Annotated in this window: 15 protein-coding genes and 1 tRNA gene; 12 read left to right on the top strand and 4 right to left on the bottom strand. The window is 34.6% G+C overall.

Going from position 1 to position 17,449, the window contains the following annotated elements; genetic code table 11:
• The first annotated feature begins 49 nt into the window (after positions 1-49).
• From AC4IF5_RS11160 to AC4IF5_RS11125, 8 genes are all read left to right on the top strand, one after another.
• Positions 50-1,522, top strand: coding sequence for a hypothetical protein (locus AC4IF5_RS11160; protein WP_490734494.1), 1,473 nt, complete (start codon positions 50-52; stop codon positions 1,520-1,522).
• A 12-nt stretch (positions 1,523-1,534) separates the two neighbouring features.
• Positions 1,535-2,743 (top strand): JAB-like toxin 1 domain-containing protein, encoded by a 1,209-nt coding sequence (locus AC4IF5_RS11155; RefSeq protein ID WP_490734492.1) that lies wholly within the window; start codon positions 1,535-1,537, stop codon positions 2,741-2,743.
• Position 2,744: 1 nt separating this feature from the next.
• Positions 2,745-3,257, top strand: a complete 513-nt coding sequence (locus tag AC4IF5_RS11150; RefSeq protein ID WP_490734490.1) for a hypothetical protein — start codon at positions 2,745-2,747, stop codon at positions 3,255-3,257.
• Positions 3,257-4,321, top strand: a complete 1,065-nt coding sequence (locus tag AC4IF5_RS11145; protein WP_490734489.1) for a hypothetical protein — start codon at positions 3,257-3,259, stop codon at positions 4,319-4,321. The genes AC4IF5_RS11150 and AC4IF5_RS11145 overlap by 1 nt, the downstream gene beginning before the upstream one ends.
• A 66-nt stretch (positions 4,322-4,387) precedes the next feature.
• A complete protein-coding gene (locus AC4IF5_RS11140; protein ID WP_490734487.1) occupies positions 4,388-5,338 on the top strand; it encodes an ABC-three component system protein in 951 nt (316 codons plus the stop codon).
• Complete coding sequence (locus tag AC4IF5_RS11135; protein WP_415877625.1) at positions 5,322-5,558, top strand: ABC-three component system middle component 8; 237 nt, start codon at positions 5,322-5,324, stop codon at positions 5,556-5,558. Before AC4IF5_RS11140 ends, AC4IF5_RS11135 begins: the two co-directional genes overlap by 17 nt.
• A gap of 4 nt (positions 5,559-5,562) precedes the next feature.
• On the top strand, positions 5,563-7,377 hold the full coding sequence (locus AC4IF5_RS11130) for a DUF2326 domain-containing protein (protein WP_490734485.1): 1,815 nt from the start codon (positions 5,563-5,565) through the stop codon (positions 7,375-7,377).
• A gap of 586 nt (positions 7,378-7,963) precedes the next feature.
• On the top strand, positions 7,964-8,494 hold the full coding sequence (locus tag AC4IF5_RS11125) for an antirestriction protein ArdA (RefSeq protein WP_490734483.1): 531 nt from the start codon (positions 7,964-7,966) through the stop codon (positions 8,492-8,494).
• 148 nt (positions 8,495-8,642) lie between these two features.
• Here the strand turns inward: AC4IF5_RS11125 and AC4IF5_RS11120 are convergent.
• Positions 8,643-8,713, bottom strand: a tRNA-Gln gene (locus tag AC4IF5_RS11120).
• A 258-nt stretch (positions 8,714-8,971) separates the two neighbouring features.
• Between AC4IF5_RS11120 and der the strand changes: the two genes are divergently transcribed.
• Positions 8,972-10,282 carry a ribosome biogenesis GTPase Der gene (gene der / locus AC4IF5_RS11115; RefSeq protein ID WP_490734481.1) on the top strand — a complete coding sequence of 437 codons (1,311 nt, stop codon included), beginning with the start codon at positions 8,972-8,974 and terminating at the stop codon, positions 10,280-10,282.
• A gap of 156 nt (positions 10,283-10,438) precedes the next feature.
• On the top strand, positions 10,439-11,089 hold the full coding sequence (upp, locus tag AC4IF5_RS11110) for a uracil phosphoribosyltransferase (RefSeq protein ID WP_490734479.1): 651 nt from the start codon (positions 10,439-10,441) through the stop codon (positions 11,087-11,089).
• Between the two features lies 1 nt (position 11,090).
• Here upp and AC4IF5_RS11105 read toward each other — a convergent pair whose 3' ends face one another.
• The 3 genes from AC4IF5_RS11105 to AC4IF5_RS11095 form a co-directional block, all read right to left on the bottom strand.
• Positions 11,091-11,777 carry an alpha/beta fold hydrolase gene (locus AC4IF5_RS11105; RefSeq protein WP_490734477.1) on the bottom strand — a complete coding sequence of 229 codons (687 nt, stop codon included), beginning with the start codon at positions 11,775-11,777 and terminating at the stop codon, positions 11,091-11,093.
• Positions 11,778-11,951: 174 nt separating this feature from the next.
• Positions 11,952-12,605 carry a ComF family protein gene (locus AC4IF5_RS11100; RefSeq protein ID WP_490734475.1) on the bottom strand — a complete coding sequence of 218 codons (654 nt, stop codon included), beginning with the start codon at positions 12,603-12,605 and terminating at the stop codon, positions 11,952-11,954.
• 112 nt (positions 12,606-12,717) lie between these two features.
• Positions 12,718-14,190, bottom strand: coding sequence for a helix-turn-helix domain-containing protein (locus tag AC4IF5_RS11095; protein WP_490734473.1), 1,473 nt, complete (start codon positions 14,188-14,190; stop codon positions 12,718-12,720).
• A 126-nt stretch (positions 14,191-14,316) separates the two neighbouring features.
• Here AC4IF5_RS11095 and aceB point away from each other — a divergent pair, with 126 nt between their 5' ends.
• Positions 14,317-15,891: a malate synthase A gene (gene aceB / locus AC4IF5_RS11090; protein WP_490734472.1), complete on the top strand. Its 1,575-nt coding sequence runs from the start codon at positions 14,317-14,319 to the stop codon at positions 15,889-15,891.
• Positions 15,892-16,037: 146 nt separating this feature from the next.
• Positions 16,038-17,318, top strand: a complete 1,281-nt coding sequence (gene aceA / locus AC4IF5_RS11085) for an isocitrate lyase (RefSeq protein ID WP_490734470.1) — start codon at positions 16,038-16,040, stop codon at positions 17,316-17,318.
• Positions 17,319-17,449 lie beyond the last annotated feature (131 nt).

Genomic DNA, 17,449 nt, shown 5'->3' with positions numbered 1-17,449 from the left:
AAATTTGTAAATTGCAGGAAACACAAATCAAGTCAAAAAATTAATATCCATGATGAAAAAACTACAAGTTTTTCCCTTATTGTGTTTAGGTGTCGTGAGTTTCGGACAAATTCCGAACCTACCTACCATGCAGGCTCCTACTCAAAGTAGTTTAGGCAATTATTCCAATCAGAATTATGGCAGTCCGATGAACGGTAGAAGTTCCCAAAGGAATTATGCACCGTCTATGCCTAGCACTTATCAGAAGCCCTCAAATTCTGTTGGGCAACATAATACCTATGAATCACAGTCAAGATTACAGAATGATGCTGTAATGCGTGAGATAGAACAGGATATGGCAGAAGTTCAGGAAATGCAATTCCGTGAATGGATAAACAACGGCAGAAATATGTCATACGAAATGCCCTCACTTTCAGGAAAAGCAGGAACAGGGGCATATTATGATGCTTTTAATAAACTTTCTGGAATGGATACAGAAAATTATTCATTGGCAGATGTTAATTTTACCGTAGAAAATGCTTTTTATGACAACAAACAGGAATTAGCTAAATTCAAGTCAGGAATACAAAAAACTGCAAAACAGTTATTGCAGAAAATGAAAGAACGTAAGCAGGACACAGAAAGCAATGTTTCTAAAAACCTGATGCTTTTTGAATATTTTTCTAAAGATATGAATTTGAACGGTACAACCCATAAAGCCTTTGAATATGATTTTAAAGATTATATGGGAGAAAAAGACTATTCCAAAATGTTTGTTTCAAAACTGCTTAAAACAGGATCGGGACAATGCCATTCAATGCCATTATACTATCTTATTCTTGCAGAAGCTATGGGGACAGAAGCCTATTTGTCTTTAGCTCCTAATCATTCTTATATTCGTTTTATAGATGATGAAAATAAAGTGAGAAATATAGAGCTTACCAACGGAATGTTTACAACCGATAACTCTTTATTGGAATCAGGGTTTATCAAATCTGAAGCCCTGCAAAATAAAGTCTATATGGACAATCTTTCCAAAAAAGAACTTTTGGGAATGGCATATTTTGATCTGGCAAGGGGATATGTACATAAATTCGGATATGATGAATTTGTAAATAAAGTAATAGACAAAGCAATAGAGCTCTATCCTAACGGAATAGCTCCTAATATGGAAAAAGCAAATGTTAGTCAAGCTAGATTGCTATCTGCATTAAAACGATTAGGAATTGACCCAAATGATAGGAGAGATTTGCAAAGAGCAAATTATTTTCCAAAAGCAAATGAGCTCTTAAAAGAACTCATTGCCATGCGTGAGCACATTGACCAACTGGGCTTTGCTGAAATGCCTGCATCTGCTTATGAATCGTGGTTGGCAAGTTTGAAAACCGAAAAGAACAAACAGGAAAGCGAAGCATTAGCACAAAAAATACATCTGTACGAACTGCAAAAACAGAAAGACAAACAGCAGGAAACTGCTAAGAAAGCACAGGAAAAGAAAAAACAAGAACCTAAATATTTTCCAATAGACCCTAATAAATTATAAATACAAATGACTATGAAAAAATCTCTATTGCTTGTTTTTGCAATATTAGCAGGATTTACACAGGCACAGGTCAAGAAAAAAGCACCAACAAAACCCAAGACCGAAAAGAAGTGGTTAAATCCTGTAAAACTGACAAAGGAGGAACGAAACCGTCCGTATATGGACGAAGTTTTGAAAACCCGAGATTCTTTGACACCACATGAAGCAGAAAGACGAAGAAAAAATATTGCTATCGGAAATCCTTTTGCCAAATACGGCTACTACCCTAAAATTGCAACATTAAGCAAAGGTAAATATCTGGAATTTCACGATACGGACAGTATTGTAATAATTGGTTCCGTAAGGTTTAATACAAAAAGGCAGAATATAATCGAGGTAAGGGAAATTGATTTATCTGATCCTGATGCACAACCTATTGGTGACACTCACGGACGTTGGATGTCTCCTGATCCACTTAGTGAGGAGTTCCCAAGTTGGTCGCCTTATAATTATGCAATGAATAACCCCATTAATAATATTGATCCAACAGGTTTAGCTCCTGAAAGTGCAAAAGATGATTATAAATTGCTGAAAAATGGTCAAGTAGAACTAATACAAAAGACTAATGATAAATTTGACAGACTTTTTTCTACAAACGATTCAGGTAAAGTAACATCTCAAAGTAACTCTATAACTGTTGATAAAAATAGTGCTAGTGAAGTTTCTATAATAGGACAATTAAGTCAAACCAATGATGGTAAATTAATGGATTATTTCGGAAAAGCTATGAACCCATTTTTTTCTGAAGGATTTACAAATAATCTGGATACAGCCTTTAACGTATATAATTTCTTAGATAATAATACCGACAGTGGGATTGAATTTTCTTTGGCAAATTATAATGTTAATGGGAAAGATAATTTTCAGATAGCAACAATGCATGATATAGATGCCTCTAAAATTAAATCAAATAGATTTTCAAATGATAACCTAATATGGTCTGTTCATAACCATGACGGTAAAGTAGGTTTAGATTATAAAAATATCGGAAATCAGTTTAGTGCTGATTACAATACGGCAAAAGGTATAATGTGGAATAATTCTAAGAAAAATTTAGGTTATCCAAATTTTTATATTGTAAATGATAATATGAGATTAATCGAAATCACAAGGAAAGGAGCAAATACGAATACGACATATCCGTTCACTACTCAATTTTTAAAAAATGTAAAGAGAAAATAATATGATAAAAAAACTTAGTTTAGTTATGTCTTCAATTTTGATCTTATCATGTTCGCAAAAAGAAGCAATAAAAGAGAATAATTTTGAAAAAAAACTATTTACTAAAATTGACTCATTTCAATGTGATACAGGGATAAGAAGATTATTGCTTGTAAGACATCAAAAAATGGACAATAAGGATTACGTCCAAATTAAAGTTGATTATGATTATAATTTGGATTCATTAGCTTATTGTAGAGAAAATAATTATGTTTTTTCTGTTTTTTATAATGATGATTATTTTAAGAATAAGATTAAATATGATAGTGCTGAGAAAGATTCTCTTTTAAAAAAGTACGACTATTTTAGTAATAAACATTCAGGAAATCTTTTGTATCATAATCTTTGTGAAGAGATATATGAAGTAAGAAATGACAATTTTATTATAATAAATAAAAATAATCCTGTCTATAATAAATTATTCAATTATACCTCTACATTTGTTCCAGAGCCACCTCCACCCCCAAGAAAATAATGAAAAAAATATTATTACTTACAACTGCATTAATTCTTTCTGTTTTCTCAAAAGCACAAGAAAACCACTTTTATACGGATTCCTACCAAGCTATAGATAATATGCTCAATGATAAAGAGCCTTACAGTTTCAAAACGGCAGTTTTTAGTGTTGAAAATGCTTATTATCAGGGAAAATTAGATACAGAAGAACTAAACCGAAAAGTCAGATTTTTAGCTAACTTCTGTAATCAGCTTGTTGATAATAGAAAACTCAACTATACAGAAAGGGATGGGGCAAAAGTAAGCAAGTATGCTGCTGTTTATACAGTAATGTGCCAAACAACCCCTGTCATTCTAAGAAATGATACCGTAAAATACAAACCTTTCACTTATGATTTTGAAGATGTATTCGGACATAAAGAACTGTCTAACCTTTTTGTATCAAAATTATTAAATACTCAAAAAGGTAATTGTAACTCAATGCCGTATCTATACAAAATTTTGGCAGAAGAAATTGGGGCAGATGCAAATTTGGCGTTAGCACCGAACCACGTTTATATAAAGCATAATATTAAATCAATCGGTTGGTTCAATACAGAGCTTACAAGTGGTATTTTCCCTATTGATGCGTGGTTGTCGGCTTCGGGGTTCATTCACTTGGATGCCATTAAAAATGGTGTGTTTATGAAAGCCCTGAACAACAAAGAAACTCTTGCTTTGCTTTTGGTTGATTTAGCCACTGCTTATAACAGGAGTTTCCCAGATAATGACGGAAGTTTTGCTTTAAAATGTGCAGAAAGAGCAATACAAATACATCCATATTTGGCTAATGCTCTGATATTACAGGCAGAAACCCATACAAAACAGTTTCAAAAGCTGATGAAAGAGCAGAACACAAAAGATATTCAGACTACAACATTAAACAATCCAAAGGCTAAAGAACTGTTTGATACAATGAATAAAGAATACAGTCATATTCATAAAATAGGCTATCGTAGCATGCCCGAAGAAATGTATTTAGATTGGTTGGTGTCTTTAAAAACTGAACGATCTAAATATGAAGATACAAGATTACAGAAATAAAAGAATTATTATTAACTCTTTATAAATTATTATTTAATTTTATTTATTAGAATTATACACTCAAATATGGATTATAGATTAGAGATGCTTAGTGAAGACCAATTTGAACATCTTGTTAATAGAATTTGTCAAGAAATTTTAGGAATTGGTGTAATTTCATTTTCAAAAGGTAAAGATGGAGGTCGAGATGGAAAATTTACAGGAACAGCATCAAATTTCCCCTCCGCTACTTCATGTTGGAAAGGTAAGTTTATAATTCAAGCAAAGCATACAGATAATTATGTTGCATCATGTTCAGATTCAGATTTTACAAAAATTATTAATGTAGAAATTGAAAAAATAAAAAAATTAAAAGAGGCTGGTGATGTTGATTGTTATATTCTCTTTACAAATAGAAAATTTACGGGAATAGCGGGTGAAGCTCTTGTAAAAAGAATGAGAAAGGAAACTGGTATCAATAATATTGAAATCATAGGAAAAGAAACTTTAAATAATCAACATATTAATGGAAATAGAGCAATTATTCGTGAGTTTAATTTAGATATTAATCATATTCCGTTTGATTTTTCAGAAGAGGAAATTAAAAATATTATTCTCGAATTTAAAAGCCAGCTCCCAACGTTAAAAGAAGATATGAAATCTGAGGTAGACAAGGTTAAATTCGATTTTGATATGATTAAAATTGAAGAAAAGAATAAAAAGAATAATCTTAGTAAGGAATATTTTGAAAATGTCATTTTGAATCAGTCTTTACAAGATTTTGAAAAAATATCAACATTCCTTGCTGATCCAAGAAATGAGGATTTAAAAGAACAGTATTTTGATATTGCTTCTGAATTAAGTAATGTAATATTAATTAAAAGAGATAACTTTGCAGAGTTTGAACAAGTTTTTCTTTTTATCTTTAAAAAGATTTGTGACGGAGAGTCTATAAGAGGTAAAAGACATATATATACATTATTGCATTATATGTATTATGAATGTTTAATTGGTATTAAAAATGATAAAATTAGATAGACATACTAACCCTAAGTTTTCAATGATAAATATTAGTTCTATTATATTATCGGAATTAAATGCTTTTTATTCGGTACAGTATGACTCTTTATTAAAAAAAGTGGTGAATATATTGGGAGATGAAGCTCGAGTAAATTTCCCTTATGCTCTTAATTTCCTTTATTTATTAGGTAAATTGACATACGAGCAAAATACAGACTCTTTTAAAGCAATTAAATAAACTAATGAAGTTAAGTAAATTATACAGTAACGATGAAAGGTTTAAAAATATTACGTTTAATCTTCGAGGGTTAAATGTGATATATGCTGATGTACAAACTGCTATTGGAGAAAAAAAAAATTCTCATGATTTAGGTAAAACTAAACTTGCAGAGCTAATTGATTATTTATTAATAAAGAGAATCGATAAAAAACATTTTCTGCTTAAAGTAACGGATAATGAAGGAGAATCGATATTTAAAAATCATGTTTTTTATTTAGAAATTCTTTTAAATGATGGTCGGTTTCTTACTATAAAGAGAAGTGTTGAAAATCCAACCAAAACAAGTTTTAGTATAAACGAACAGAAAGTAAATGAATATATCCCTCCAACTAATTGGATTTATGAGGATTTGAGTATTGATAACGCAAAAAAAACACTTGCGATTTACTTAAATTTTGATTTTTTTAAAAATAAATCCTATGACTATCGAAAAGCTATAAACTATTGTATTAGAATGCAACCCGATTATGAGGATGTTTACAGATTGTCAAAGTTTAAAGGAGGAAAAGATATTGATTGGAAACCTTTTATGTTTGATCTTTTAGGATTCAATGGAGAGGTTTTGAGAAAAAAATATCAAAATGATGAAGAACAGGATAAAATTAATGAGCAAATAAAATTATTAAAAAGGGATTTTTCAGTTAATGAGACAGATAGAGATGAAATAATTGCTCAAATTGGTCTACAGGAGACTAAAACAAAAGAAGCAGAGAGTAAGATCGATCAATTAAATTTTTACGAACAGGATAAATCATTAATTGAAAATGGAATTGATGGAATCGAAAATAAAATATCTGATCTTAATACTATTTCTTATAACCTAAATTTCGACATTAATAAACTTCAAAATTCTATTAAAAATAATTTTGCTTTCGATCTTTCAAAAGTTGAAAAAGTATTTAAAGAATCTAAAATTTATTTTCCAAATGAATTAAAAAAAGATTACTCCGAATTAATTCAATTTAATGAAGAGCTTACAAAAGATAGGAATAGGTTACTGAAAAAAACATTAAAAGAGAAAACGGAAGAACTGAATACTATAAATATTCAGTTAGAAAAGTTAAATCATAAAAAAGAAGAACTTTTATCTTTTTTAAAAGATACTGATGTGTTCCGAAGACTTAAGTTTTATCAAAAAGAGCTTGCTAAACTTGAATCAGAGCTAATGAAACTTACCGAAAGGTTAAGAATAATTGATGTAATTATTGAAAAAGAAGATAAAAAACAAGATTTAAATAAAAGTATTGAAGATACCATCAAAGAAATTAGAGATATAAGTAATCATACAGAAAAAAATGATAAATATAAGCTAATCAGAGGGTTGTTTTCTAAATACTTTTTAGAAGTAATGGATGAGGACACTTATATTTCATGGTCTATTAATTCAAACAATAATGTTGATTTCAAACCTCCTGTTATAAAAACAAAAGATAGTTTATCAAAAGATACTGCTAAAGATGAAGGTCGTACTTATAGAAAAATCCTTTGTATTATATTTGATTTAGCAATATTAGTAGCTTATAATATAGAATCATATTTTAGATTTGTATATCATGACGATGTTCTTTCTCAGCAAGACAATGGAATTAAAGTTAGATTATTGTCTTTAATCAGCACAATAACTAAAACACATGATATACAATATATCTTATCAGTTATTAAATCAGATTTGCCAACGGATCAGGACGATAATCCTATTTACTTTAGTAGTAGTGATATCGTCTTAGAGTTAAATGACAAAGATGAATCAGGTACACTGTTTGGCTTTGAGTTCTAATTATTACTCGAAGCCAAGATTTTCAAAAAAAAATATTAGAAACGTAAAAATACAACGGTAAATCCTCATCCACAAAACTACCCCCGCACAATCTCTCTCAAAAAATCAGACAGTCTTTATAGTAGAATTTACAGCAATTTAACACCAAAAAATATTTTGAGTGTACGGACAGAAGTCTCTATAGGTTAACTAGAGGGTATGAGAGTTGTTTTCTTTGGCGCCCCCTCCTAAACTGTCAACCTTTTCTCAAAAGTAAGTTTTGTTTTATTTGGTTTTTGTGGATCTGTTTTTATTTTCCACTTACATTTTCTGTTGGTTATACTCGTCAGACTATATGTTTTATTGATATTTTTTTGACAGTTTTTGTTTGTTGCGGTTTGTGTTTAAAAATATTTTGAAAACTTTAATTTTAAAGTTGAAATCTCTGTCAATTGGCATGAATATTGACTTTATTAATATGTCAAAGAACTATTTCAAGTTCTTTTTTCTATATAGATTCTCACAATAATATATAAAAAATGCCTAAAGTGCTACGAACACGATAGGCAACATCAATAAATTTTAAAATCAGTAAAAAATTATCGACATGACAAATTTACAAAATTGTCTTGATTCTTGCAGTATCTATGTAGGAACTTATCAGAAGTACAACAACGGAAACCTTTACGGCAAATGGCTCAATTTAGCTGATTATTCAGATTATGACGAACTATTAGAAGCAATGAAAGAGCTTCACCAAGACGAACTCGATCCTGAATACATGATACAGGATTATGAAAACTGTTCTTTCTTTGAAAAATTAGGGTTAATCGGAGAGAGTGATGTCTCTAAAGATATATACGAGATAGCCCACCAAATAAATGATTCCAGCTATGATATTGATGTTTTTGAAGCTTATATTGATTGTGTTGGGAAAATTGATTTTGACAGCCTTTATGATGGTGTGATGAACTATTATATTGGTGAATATTCAGACGATGAAACATTTGCCCAATGTCTTTTAGAAGAAAATATTCCTGAAACCCTACCAAATTATATTTATATCGATTGGGAAGCTACTGCAAGAAATCTAATGTATGATTATTATTCTAGTGATGGGCATTATTTCCGTAGTTAAAAATACAATCAGATTCAAATAGATTCAATGAGGTGCACTCAAGGAGTTTTTCACAAAAAGAGTGACCAAAATCGTGACCAAGTGACTAAAAGTGACCAAAGTAAAAAAGCAACTTGCTGTAAATTAGCGAGTTGCTTTTGTTTGGTTGTAGACCCACAGGGATTCGAACCCCAGATGACTGAACCAAAATCAGTAGTGTTACCGCTACACCATGGGTCTGTTTTTGATGCCGCAAAACTATAGAATTTATTTTAAATATGAAAATCAAAATTAAAGATTTATTGACATCATTGTAATGGGGATGGTCTTATCTGTTGATAGCCAAATAATTATTTTAACTAAAATTTTTTCAAAATAATAGAGATTCCTGATACTAAATAATAAATCTTATCTTTGCAAAAAAATTGGGCTCCAAAAGTTGGAGTAACCCATTAATAACATATCCTGAGCACAGCAAAGGATTATTAAACATTTTTTATGTCAAATATTGTTGCAATCGTTGGGCGCCCCAACGTTGGAAAGTCCACGCTTTTTAACCGTTTATTAGAGAGAAGAGAAGCTATCGTAGATTCTACAGCTGGTGTAACCAGAGACCGTCACTACGGAAAATCTGACTGGAATGGAGTAGACTTTACCGTAATCGATACCGGAGGATATGATGTAGGTACGGATGATATCTTTGAAGAAGAGATCCGTAAGCAGGTACAGCTGGCGGTAGATGAAGCTACTTCCATTATCTTTATGATGAACGTGGAAGAAGGACTTACTGATACAGACTACGAAATTTACAGACTTTTAAGAAGATCCAACAAACCGATCTATATTGTTATCAACAAAGTAGACTCTTCAAAAGAAGAGCTTCCTGCAACAGAATTCTATCAATTAGGAATTGATAAATATTATACGCTTTCTTCAGCTACGGGTTCCGGAACAGGAGACCTTCTGGATGATATTGTTAAGGACTTCCCGACTACAGAATATAAAGATCCTTTTGAAGGATTACCTAAAATCACCATTGCAGGTCGTCCAAACGTAGGAAAATCTACTATGACAAACGCTTTATTGGATGTAGAAAGAAATATCGTAACAGATATCGCGGGAACTACGAGAGACAGTATCCAGACGCTATATAACAAATTCGGACATGAGTTTGTGCTGGTAGATACTGCCGGGATGAGAAGAAAGTCTAAAGTAAATGAAGACCTTGAATTCTATTCTGTAATGAGATCTATCCGTTCAATCGAATATTCTGATGTGGTGATCATTATGGTAGATGCTACACAGGGATGGGAGTCTCAGGATATGAATATCTTCGGGTTGGCACAGAAGAACAGAAAAGGAATTGTAATTCTTGTCAACAAATGGGATTTGATTGAAGACAAGCAGACTAATACGATGCGTGATTTCGAAAAATCTATTAAAGATAAAATTGGCCAGTTCCAGGATATTCCGATTCTGTTTGTTTCGGCTTTAACGAAGCAGAGAATTTTAAAAGCAGTAGAAGTGGCTATGCAGGTTTATGAAGACCGTAAAAAGAAGATCAAGACTTCCAGGCTGAATGAGGTAATGCTTCCGATTTTCGAAAATACACCGCCACCGGCGCTGAAAGGAAAATATATTAAAATCAAATATTGCGTTCAGCTTCCTACACCTTCACCACAGTTTGTATTTTTCTGCAACCTGCCACAGTATGTGAAGGAGCCGTATAAGAGATTTACGGAAAACCAGCTGAGAAAAGAGTTCGGGTTTACCGGAGTTCCGATCGAAGTGTATTTCAGACAAAAATAAAAAGACTTTTACATAAAAATCTGGTGAGGAAATCCCTTACCAGATTTTTTATGGATCTATCATATTCTATTGGGCACTGATCTGCAGATTCGTTTTTTAGTTGTAATTTTGCAGAGATCAGAGTTGACTAACCTTAATTAAAAATTTAAGATCTTCATGCTTACTATTTTATCGCAAAACTTTTCTCTTGTTAATGAATGGATTAATGAACTTCGTAACGTTGAAGTTCAGCATGACCGAATGAGATTCCGTAGAAATATGGAAAGAATCGGAGAAATTGCGGCTTTTGAAATCAGTAAAGGTTTAGAGCATAGAGAAGTTGAAATCCAGACTCCTTTGGATACCATAAAAAGCAGAGAAATTGCTGTACAGCCAGTCATTACAACTATTTTAAGAGCTGGGGTTCCGTTGTTTGAAGGAATCCTTAACTATCTGGACAGAGCAGACTGTGGTTTTGTTGCAGCGTATAGAAAACACGATGCCAACGACTATTTTTCCATCAAACAGGATTACCTGACCTGTCCGAGTATTGAGGGAAGACCTCTTATCGTGGCAGATCCTATGTTGGCAACCGGGGCGTCATTAATTGAAGCGATCAAGGATTTGCTGACAAACGGAAATCCAACACAGCTTCATATCGTGGCGGCTATTGCTTCGAAACAGGGAGTGGAAACCATTCAGAATGCCTATCCTGATGCCCATCTATGGGTAGGAGCTATTGATGAGCATCTGACGTCAAAAGGCTATATCACACCGGGATTGGGAGATGCCGGAGATTTAAGCTATGGAGAAAAACTTCAGAGATAATTTAAGAAAGATTCCAGAAATCCTGTATCAGATTCAATAATAAACCTGGTCGTACTTTATCCATGGGATGCTTTGTATTCGGGAGTACGGCCAATTTTGCATTAGGAAGTTTTCTGTAAACATTTACGCTTTCTTCAATTGTTACCATATTATCTTGATCTCCCACCATGATCTGAACAGGGATATTGATGGTGGCGAGGTTATTTTCCAGGGGTGGATTTTTACCCAGATCGATCATAAGATCAGCGATGGCCGGAAGGAGCTGTCTCCATTTTGGGCCATGTTGTGATTCTAAAAGCTGGGCATACTTCGGAATCTTTTCAAGGATCACATCAGGATTGAGCATTTTACTTTCTTTCAGAGCCTGCTCTTCAGTCCAGTTAAATTTTGTTCCTAAAGTGATAACGGATTTTACATTTCCGGGAGTTTTCATAGCATAGCAAAGAGCAATATAGCCCCCCATGCTATGTCCGAAAATGGAAACTTCGGTTAAGTTGTTATCGTTGCAGTATGCTGCCAATTCCTGAGTATATTTTTCAATCGTAATGCTATCCGCCGGGAGTTCAGTATTTCCATGTCCGGAAAATATGGGAGTATGAACATTAAAGTGTTGGGATAACTTTTCTAAATAGGGGGTAAAAATATCGCTGTGACCTAGCGCTCCATGTAATAAGATCAGATTGGGCATAATGATTTAGTTTTTCGGAAAATTAGGAAAAAGAACCGGAAAAAGAAAATCAGGTTTGAGAGTTTAAAGATGGGGGATAAGAGAGTAGTGTATTTAGATAAATATATTGACAAATGACTACGGCTAAAAATCTGTAAACCAGTAATCTGAGATTATTAAATTTAAACTTTGAACTCACACATCCATTGCTATCACCAGCACACTCACTTTATTATCTCCGGCATTTAAAATTTCCCAGGCAATCGAGGAGACCGTGTTTCCTGTGGTAAAAACGTCATCGATCAGCAGAATGTGCTTTCCTGTGACTGGCCGTGTAACAGAAAAAGTATTGAGAGAACTCAGTCTGTGTTTTTTATCCTTTAAAGCCTGCGCTTTTGAATAATGATTTCTTTTGATGAATTGGTGGTCAAAGGGTATTTTATAGAATCCGGCCAACGTTTCTGTGAATAGATGAAGCTGGTTATAGCCCCTTTCCTTTAATTTCTTTGGGTGCAGCGGGACACTTACCATAAGATCTGGCTTTTCATTTTTAAAATCCAGACGTTCTGTAGTCCATTCTGCCAATATCTTTCCGGTTTTTTCTCTGCTTCTGTATTTCAGTTCGTGAATGATCTTCCGGCTGAGGTTTTCTTCCTCAAACTGTATCAGCGCAAAGGTATTCTCAACAGGAAAAAGTAAGCTGCACTTTTCTTTAATAGGAGTATTCTCAAAATAATCATAGTGGGTGAAATGGATCTGACTGAAGCATAGATCACATACCAGGAGGTCAGGATCAATAATTCTGCTGCATTCAATGCAGCGGTTGGGAAAAAGCAGGTCCAGTATCATTGATGTGTTTTTTACTAAGTTATGAAATAGTTTTTATTTATGGCTGATAGTTTCCGGTTACAGCCATTCTCAACTCTATAGCACATTGACTCCCACACTCTGATTCTCCAACTCAAAACTCTCTCCTGATCTTCTCAATAGAGCTTTTCATGCTGAGATTAAAATGCTCCTTTTCCAGCCGTACGGGAGGCGCTTGTCTTACTTCGCAGTCTGCGATGCTGCAGGACTCACAGGTAACTCCTACATTGATGGTTTTCAGAGAAGGAGATTTTATAAAGCTGATCTTTTTAATGGTTTGTGGGTTCAGCAGGATACCAAGACAGTAGCTTCTGTTGCTTCCGTCTGAAAAAGGATTTTTTTGTGAGGTTGAAATGACCAGATAGCTTATCCCCTGATCTTTGTAATGGGAGATCTGTGCGTCGGTCAGCGTTTCATTTTCTTTTAAATGGTGGAGGTTTTTCACGGCGATCCATCTTCTGCAGTAATGCTCATTCATAGCATTGGCGTGAGGAGCCTGTTGATGGTTAAGATGCAGCTCCTTTAAGATCTGGATCTTATCCGAATCTTTCTTTTTAACCAGACATAGATAAAAAAGGTCTTTGATTCCCATTTCGGCAGAAAGAATATTGGTCAGGCGGTAATAAAATGTTTCCGGAGAATGGGTGAAACGGTTGATAAGATTTTCAAAATCCTGTGGTTCCCAATTGCTTTGTTGAAAAAACTCTGATGCTTTCTCTATGACCGGTCCTTTAGTGATCAGTAAGGCTCCGGCAAAATAGGAAGCGTAAAAGTTATTCAGAATTTCCTCAAAGCTTCCAAAATCAAGCCATGAATAAGTGTTGGGACGGATCTTTAAATCCAACACTTTAAATCCTATTTCTTTAGCCAGAATAAAGGTCTTCTGATCTTTTTCAAGCTTTTGGTTCAGCAGGAGTAATTTTTTTTCAGGAATCCACAGAGAACGAAGGTTACTCAGGGTTCCGTATCGGTCAAAATCTTCAGATTGAATCGTATAGCTGAATTTTTCCGTTAAGATGCTTTCAAGGATATCAGACTTTACATTTTTGTCAATTTGTAACTGGTTTTCCTGAATAAACTGGCTTACCTTTTCTTCAATTTCCGGGAAATAATTGTCATACAATTCCTGGAATGACCTCAAAACAGCAAAATAAAACCTTTCCTTTCCAAGATTATAGTTCTGGGAAATCTCAATTAATGCATTAATGAAAGCGGTTACTTTTTTGGGAGCGTCACTGATGATGCTGATCAGGTTGTTTTTATTGATCCCAAACAGTTCCAGCGGAATTTCTTTGAAAAAATCCGACTGTAAAATTTCATTGAAGGGAGCCAGGCTTTTGTCAAGCTTTGTAGAAACCAGATCATCAAAAGTACAGTTAAGGGCTTCAGAAAGCTGGATGATCTTATCGTGCTTCGGGTATTTTTTTCCATTCTCAATTTCATTAAGGTAAGATTTTGATAGTCCGGTCTTTACAGCAAGGTCCTGCAGAGACCAGTTTTTCTTTTGTCGCTGCTGCTTCAGTTTCAGTCCGAAAACTGTTTTGATAAAATCGCTTTCTGAATTCATTATTCAAATATAAATAATTAGATGCGATTATTCGCATAATAATTTTTAAATAAATTTAGCGAACGTTCGCTATTTGTGAAAATTTTTGTTTATGTTTGTAACATCAAATCACAAAATCAATAGGTTATGGAAACAAAGACTCAATTAAAAATAAAGGCACAGAAGCTTTTTGAAGATATTTTTACCCCGGATTTGATTGATTTTCTTGTTGCGCTCCATCAGAATTTTAATCATCAAAGGCTGGAGCTTTTAAAGGAAAGAAAAAAAAATCAGCAGGCGTTTGATCAGGGGACTCTTCCGGAATTTTTAAAAGAGACCGAGGAGATCAGAAACGCGGACTGGGTTTGTGCTTCGCTGCCGGAAGATTTATTGGACAGAAGAGTAGAGATCACCGGACCTGTTGACAGGAAGATGATCATCAATGCGCTGAATTCCGGAGCTTTCACATTTATGGCAGATTTTGAAGACAGCAGTTCGCCGACGTGGGAGAACTGTATTCAGGGACAGGTTAATCTTTCTGATGCGATCAACAGAACCATTGATTTTGTAAACGAAAAAGGAAAATCCTATACCCTTAATGAAAAAACAGCAGTGCTGCTGGTCCGTCCACGTGGACTTCATCTTCCTGAAAAACATATTGAGATCAATGGAGAAGAAGCATCCGGATCCCTCACTGATTTTGGAATCTATTTTTTCAGAAATGCAAAAAAACTTCTGGAGAACGGAACCGGACCTTATTTCTACCTTCCCAAATTAGAACATTATAAGGAGGCCCGATGGTGGAACGAAGTATTTGTTTTTGCTCAGAATTATCTGGGAATTCCACAAGGAACAATTAAAGCAACGGTTTTAATAGAAACGATCACCGCTTCATTTCAGATCGATGAAATTTTATTTGAATTAAAAGACCATAGCGCAGGACTGAATTGCGGAAGATGGGATTATATTTTCTCCTATATAAAGAAATTCAGAAACCTGCCGGAGTTTATCGTTCCGGACAGAGATCAGGTGACGATGACTTCTCCTTTCATGAGCGCTTATTCAAAAAGGGTGATTGAAATATGCCATAAAAGAAATGTTCACGCTATTGGCGGAATGGCGGCACAAATTCCTGTAAAAGATGATGATGAAGCCAACAATATTGCTTTTGAAAAAGTAAAAAGTGATAAGGAAAGAGAGGTGAAGAACGGTCATGACGGAACCTGGGTGGCACATCCTGCGCTGGTTTCAGTAGCAAAGGAAATTTTTGATCAGTATATGCCTTCCAAAAACCAGATCGACAAAAAATTTGAGTATCATATAACAGAAAGTGATCTGCTGGAAATTCCCAAAGGCGATATTACTGAAAAAGGAGTCAGAAAGAACATCAATGTAGGAATTCTCTACCTTGAAAGCTGGCTGATGGGAGTGGGTGCGGCGGCCATTTATAATCTGATGGAAGATGCTGCCACTGCTGAGATTTCAAGAACCCAGATATGGCAATGGCTGAAAAATGAAGCCCTATTGAGTGATGACAGAACACTTACCCGGAATATGATCCTTCAATGGGAAAATGAAGAAATGGACAATATTGAAAAATATGTGGGAGAAGCACGCTTCAGAAACGGAAAATTCAATCTGGCCAAAGAACTTTTCAATGAACTGATCTTTTCAGAAAACTTTGAAGAATTTTTAACCTTAAAAGCATATCCTTTTATCTAGTTCAAGAGTAAAAGTGTCTGAGAGTAGAGAGTAAGAATGTTTGGAATTATAATGATCAATTGAATACATGTAATTTTCAACTATCAACTGACTACCATACTCTCACCCTTATTACCTTATCCCTAATTTAACAAAATCCAAATATTATGAAAACAAGACAAGAACAAATCCAGGCTTTAGAGCAAGATTGGCTGACAAACCCACGTTGGAACGGTATAAAAAGACCTTATACGGCAGAAGAAGTTTTAAAGCTCCGTGGCTCTTATACAATAGATTATACCATTGCTACAGAAATGTCTAAAAAATTCTGGGATAAATTAAATAACCAGGATTATGTAGCGGGACTTGGTGCACTCACCGGTAATCAGGCTGTGCAGGAAGTAGATGCGGGACTGGAAGCTATATATCTTTCAGGCTGGCAGGTAGCGGCTGATGCTAATTTATCGGGAGAAATGTATCCGGATCAATCATTGTATCCAGCCAATTCAGTGCCTTCTGTGGTGAAAAAGATCAATAATGCTTTATTGAGAGCAGATCAGATACAATCTGTGAGCGGAAACGGAAATAAAGAATATCTTGTGCCGATCATTGCCGATGCGGAAGCGGGTTTTGGAGGAAATCTGAACGCTTTCGAGCTGATGAAGCAGATGATTGAAGCGGGAGCAGCTGCCGTACACTTTGAAGACCAGCTGTCTTCTGCAAAAAAATGCGGTCACTTAGGGGGGAAAGTATTGGTTCCTACCCAGGAGGCTGTCAATAAACTGATCGCTGCACGTTTGGCTGCAGATGTGCTGGGAGTTCCAAGTCTTATTATTGCAAGAACGGATGCCGATGCAGCAGATCTGCTGACTTCAGATATCGATGACAGAGATAAAAAATTTGTAACCGGAGAAAGAACTTCCGAAGGATTTTACGTAGTAAGAAACGGTGTGGAGCAGGGGATCGACAGAGGATTATCTTATGCGCCTTACGCAGATCTGATCTGGATGGAAACTTCAAACCCGGATCTGGAACAGGCAAGAAGGTTTGCAGAAGGAATTCATGCGAAATTTCCTGGCAAGATGCTGGCATATAACTGCTCTCCTTCATTCAACTGGGCGGCGAAGCTGAGTGTTGAAGAAATGTCTACCTTCCGTGAGGAGCTGGCAAAAATGGGCTATAAATTCCAGTTTATCACATTAGCAGGGTTCCATGCTTTGAATACGGCAATGTTTGAATTGGCTTTAGCGTATAAAGAAAGGGGAATGGCAGGATATTCAGAACTGCAGGAGCGTGAATTTGCTTTACAGCAGAAAGGATTCAGAGCGGTGAAGCACCAGTCTTTTGTAGGAACAGGATATTTTGATGAAGTTCAGAATATTGTTACCAACGGATCTTCAGCTACCGTAGCGATGAAAGATTCTACAGAAACGGCACAGTTCCATTAGTCATTTTTTTCCATATTTTTTTGATGTAAACCTTTCTCAGCTTATTGGGAAAGGTTTTCTCTGATAATGATTTCATGATGGCCTTTTAACATCATCTTTCAGTGTGTTTATGGTACTTCCTATTTTAATTT

It is taken from the genome of Chryseobacterium sp. UF-290, assembly GCF_058245615.1.
This window is presented reverse-complemented; position numbering and strand designations above follow the sequence as displayed.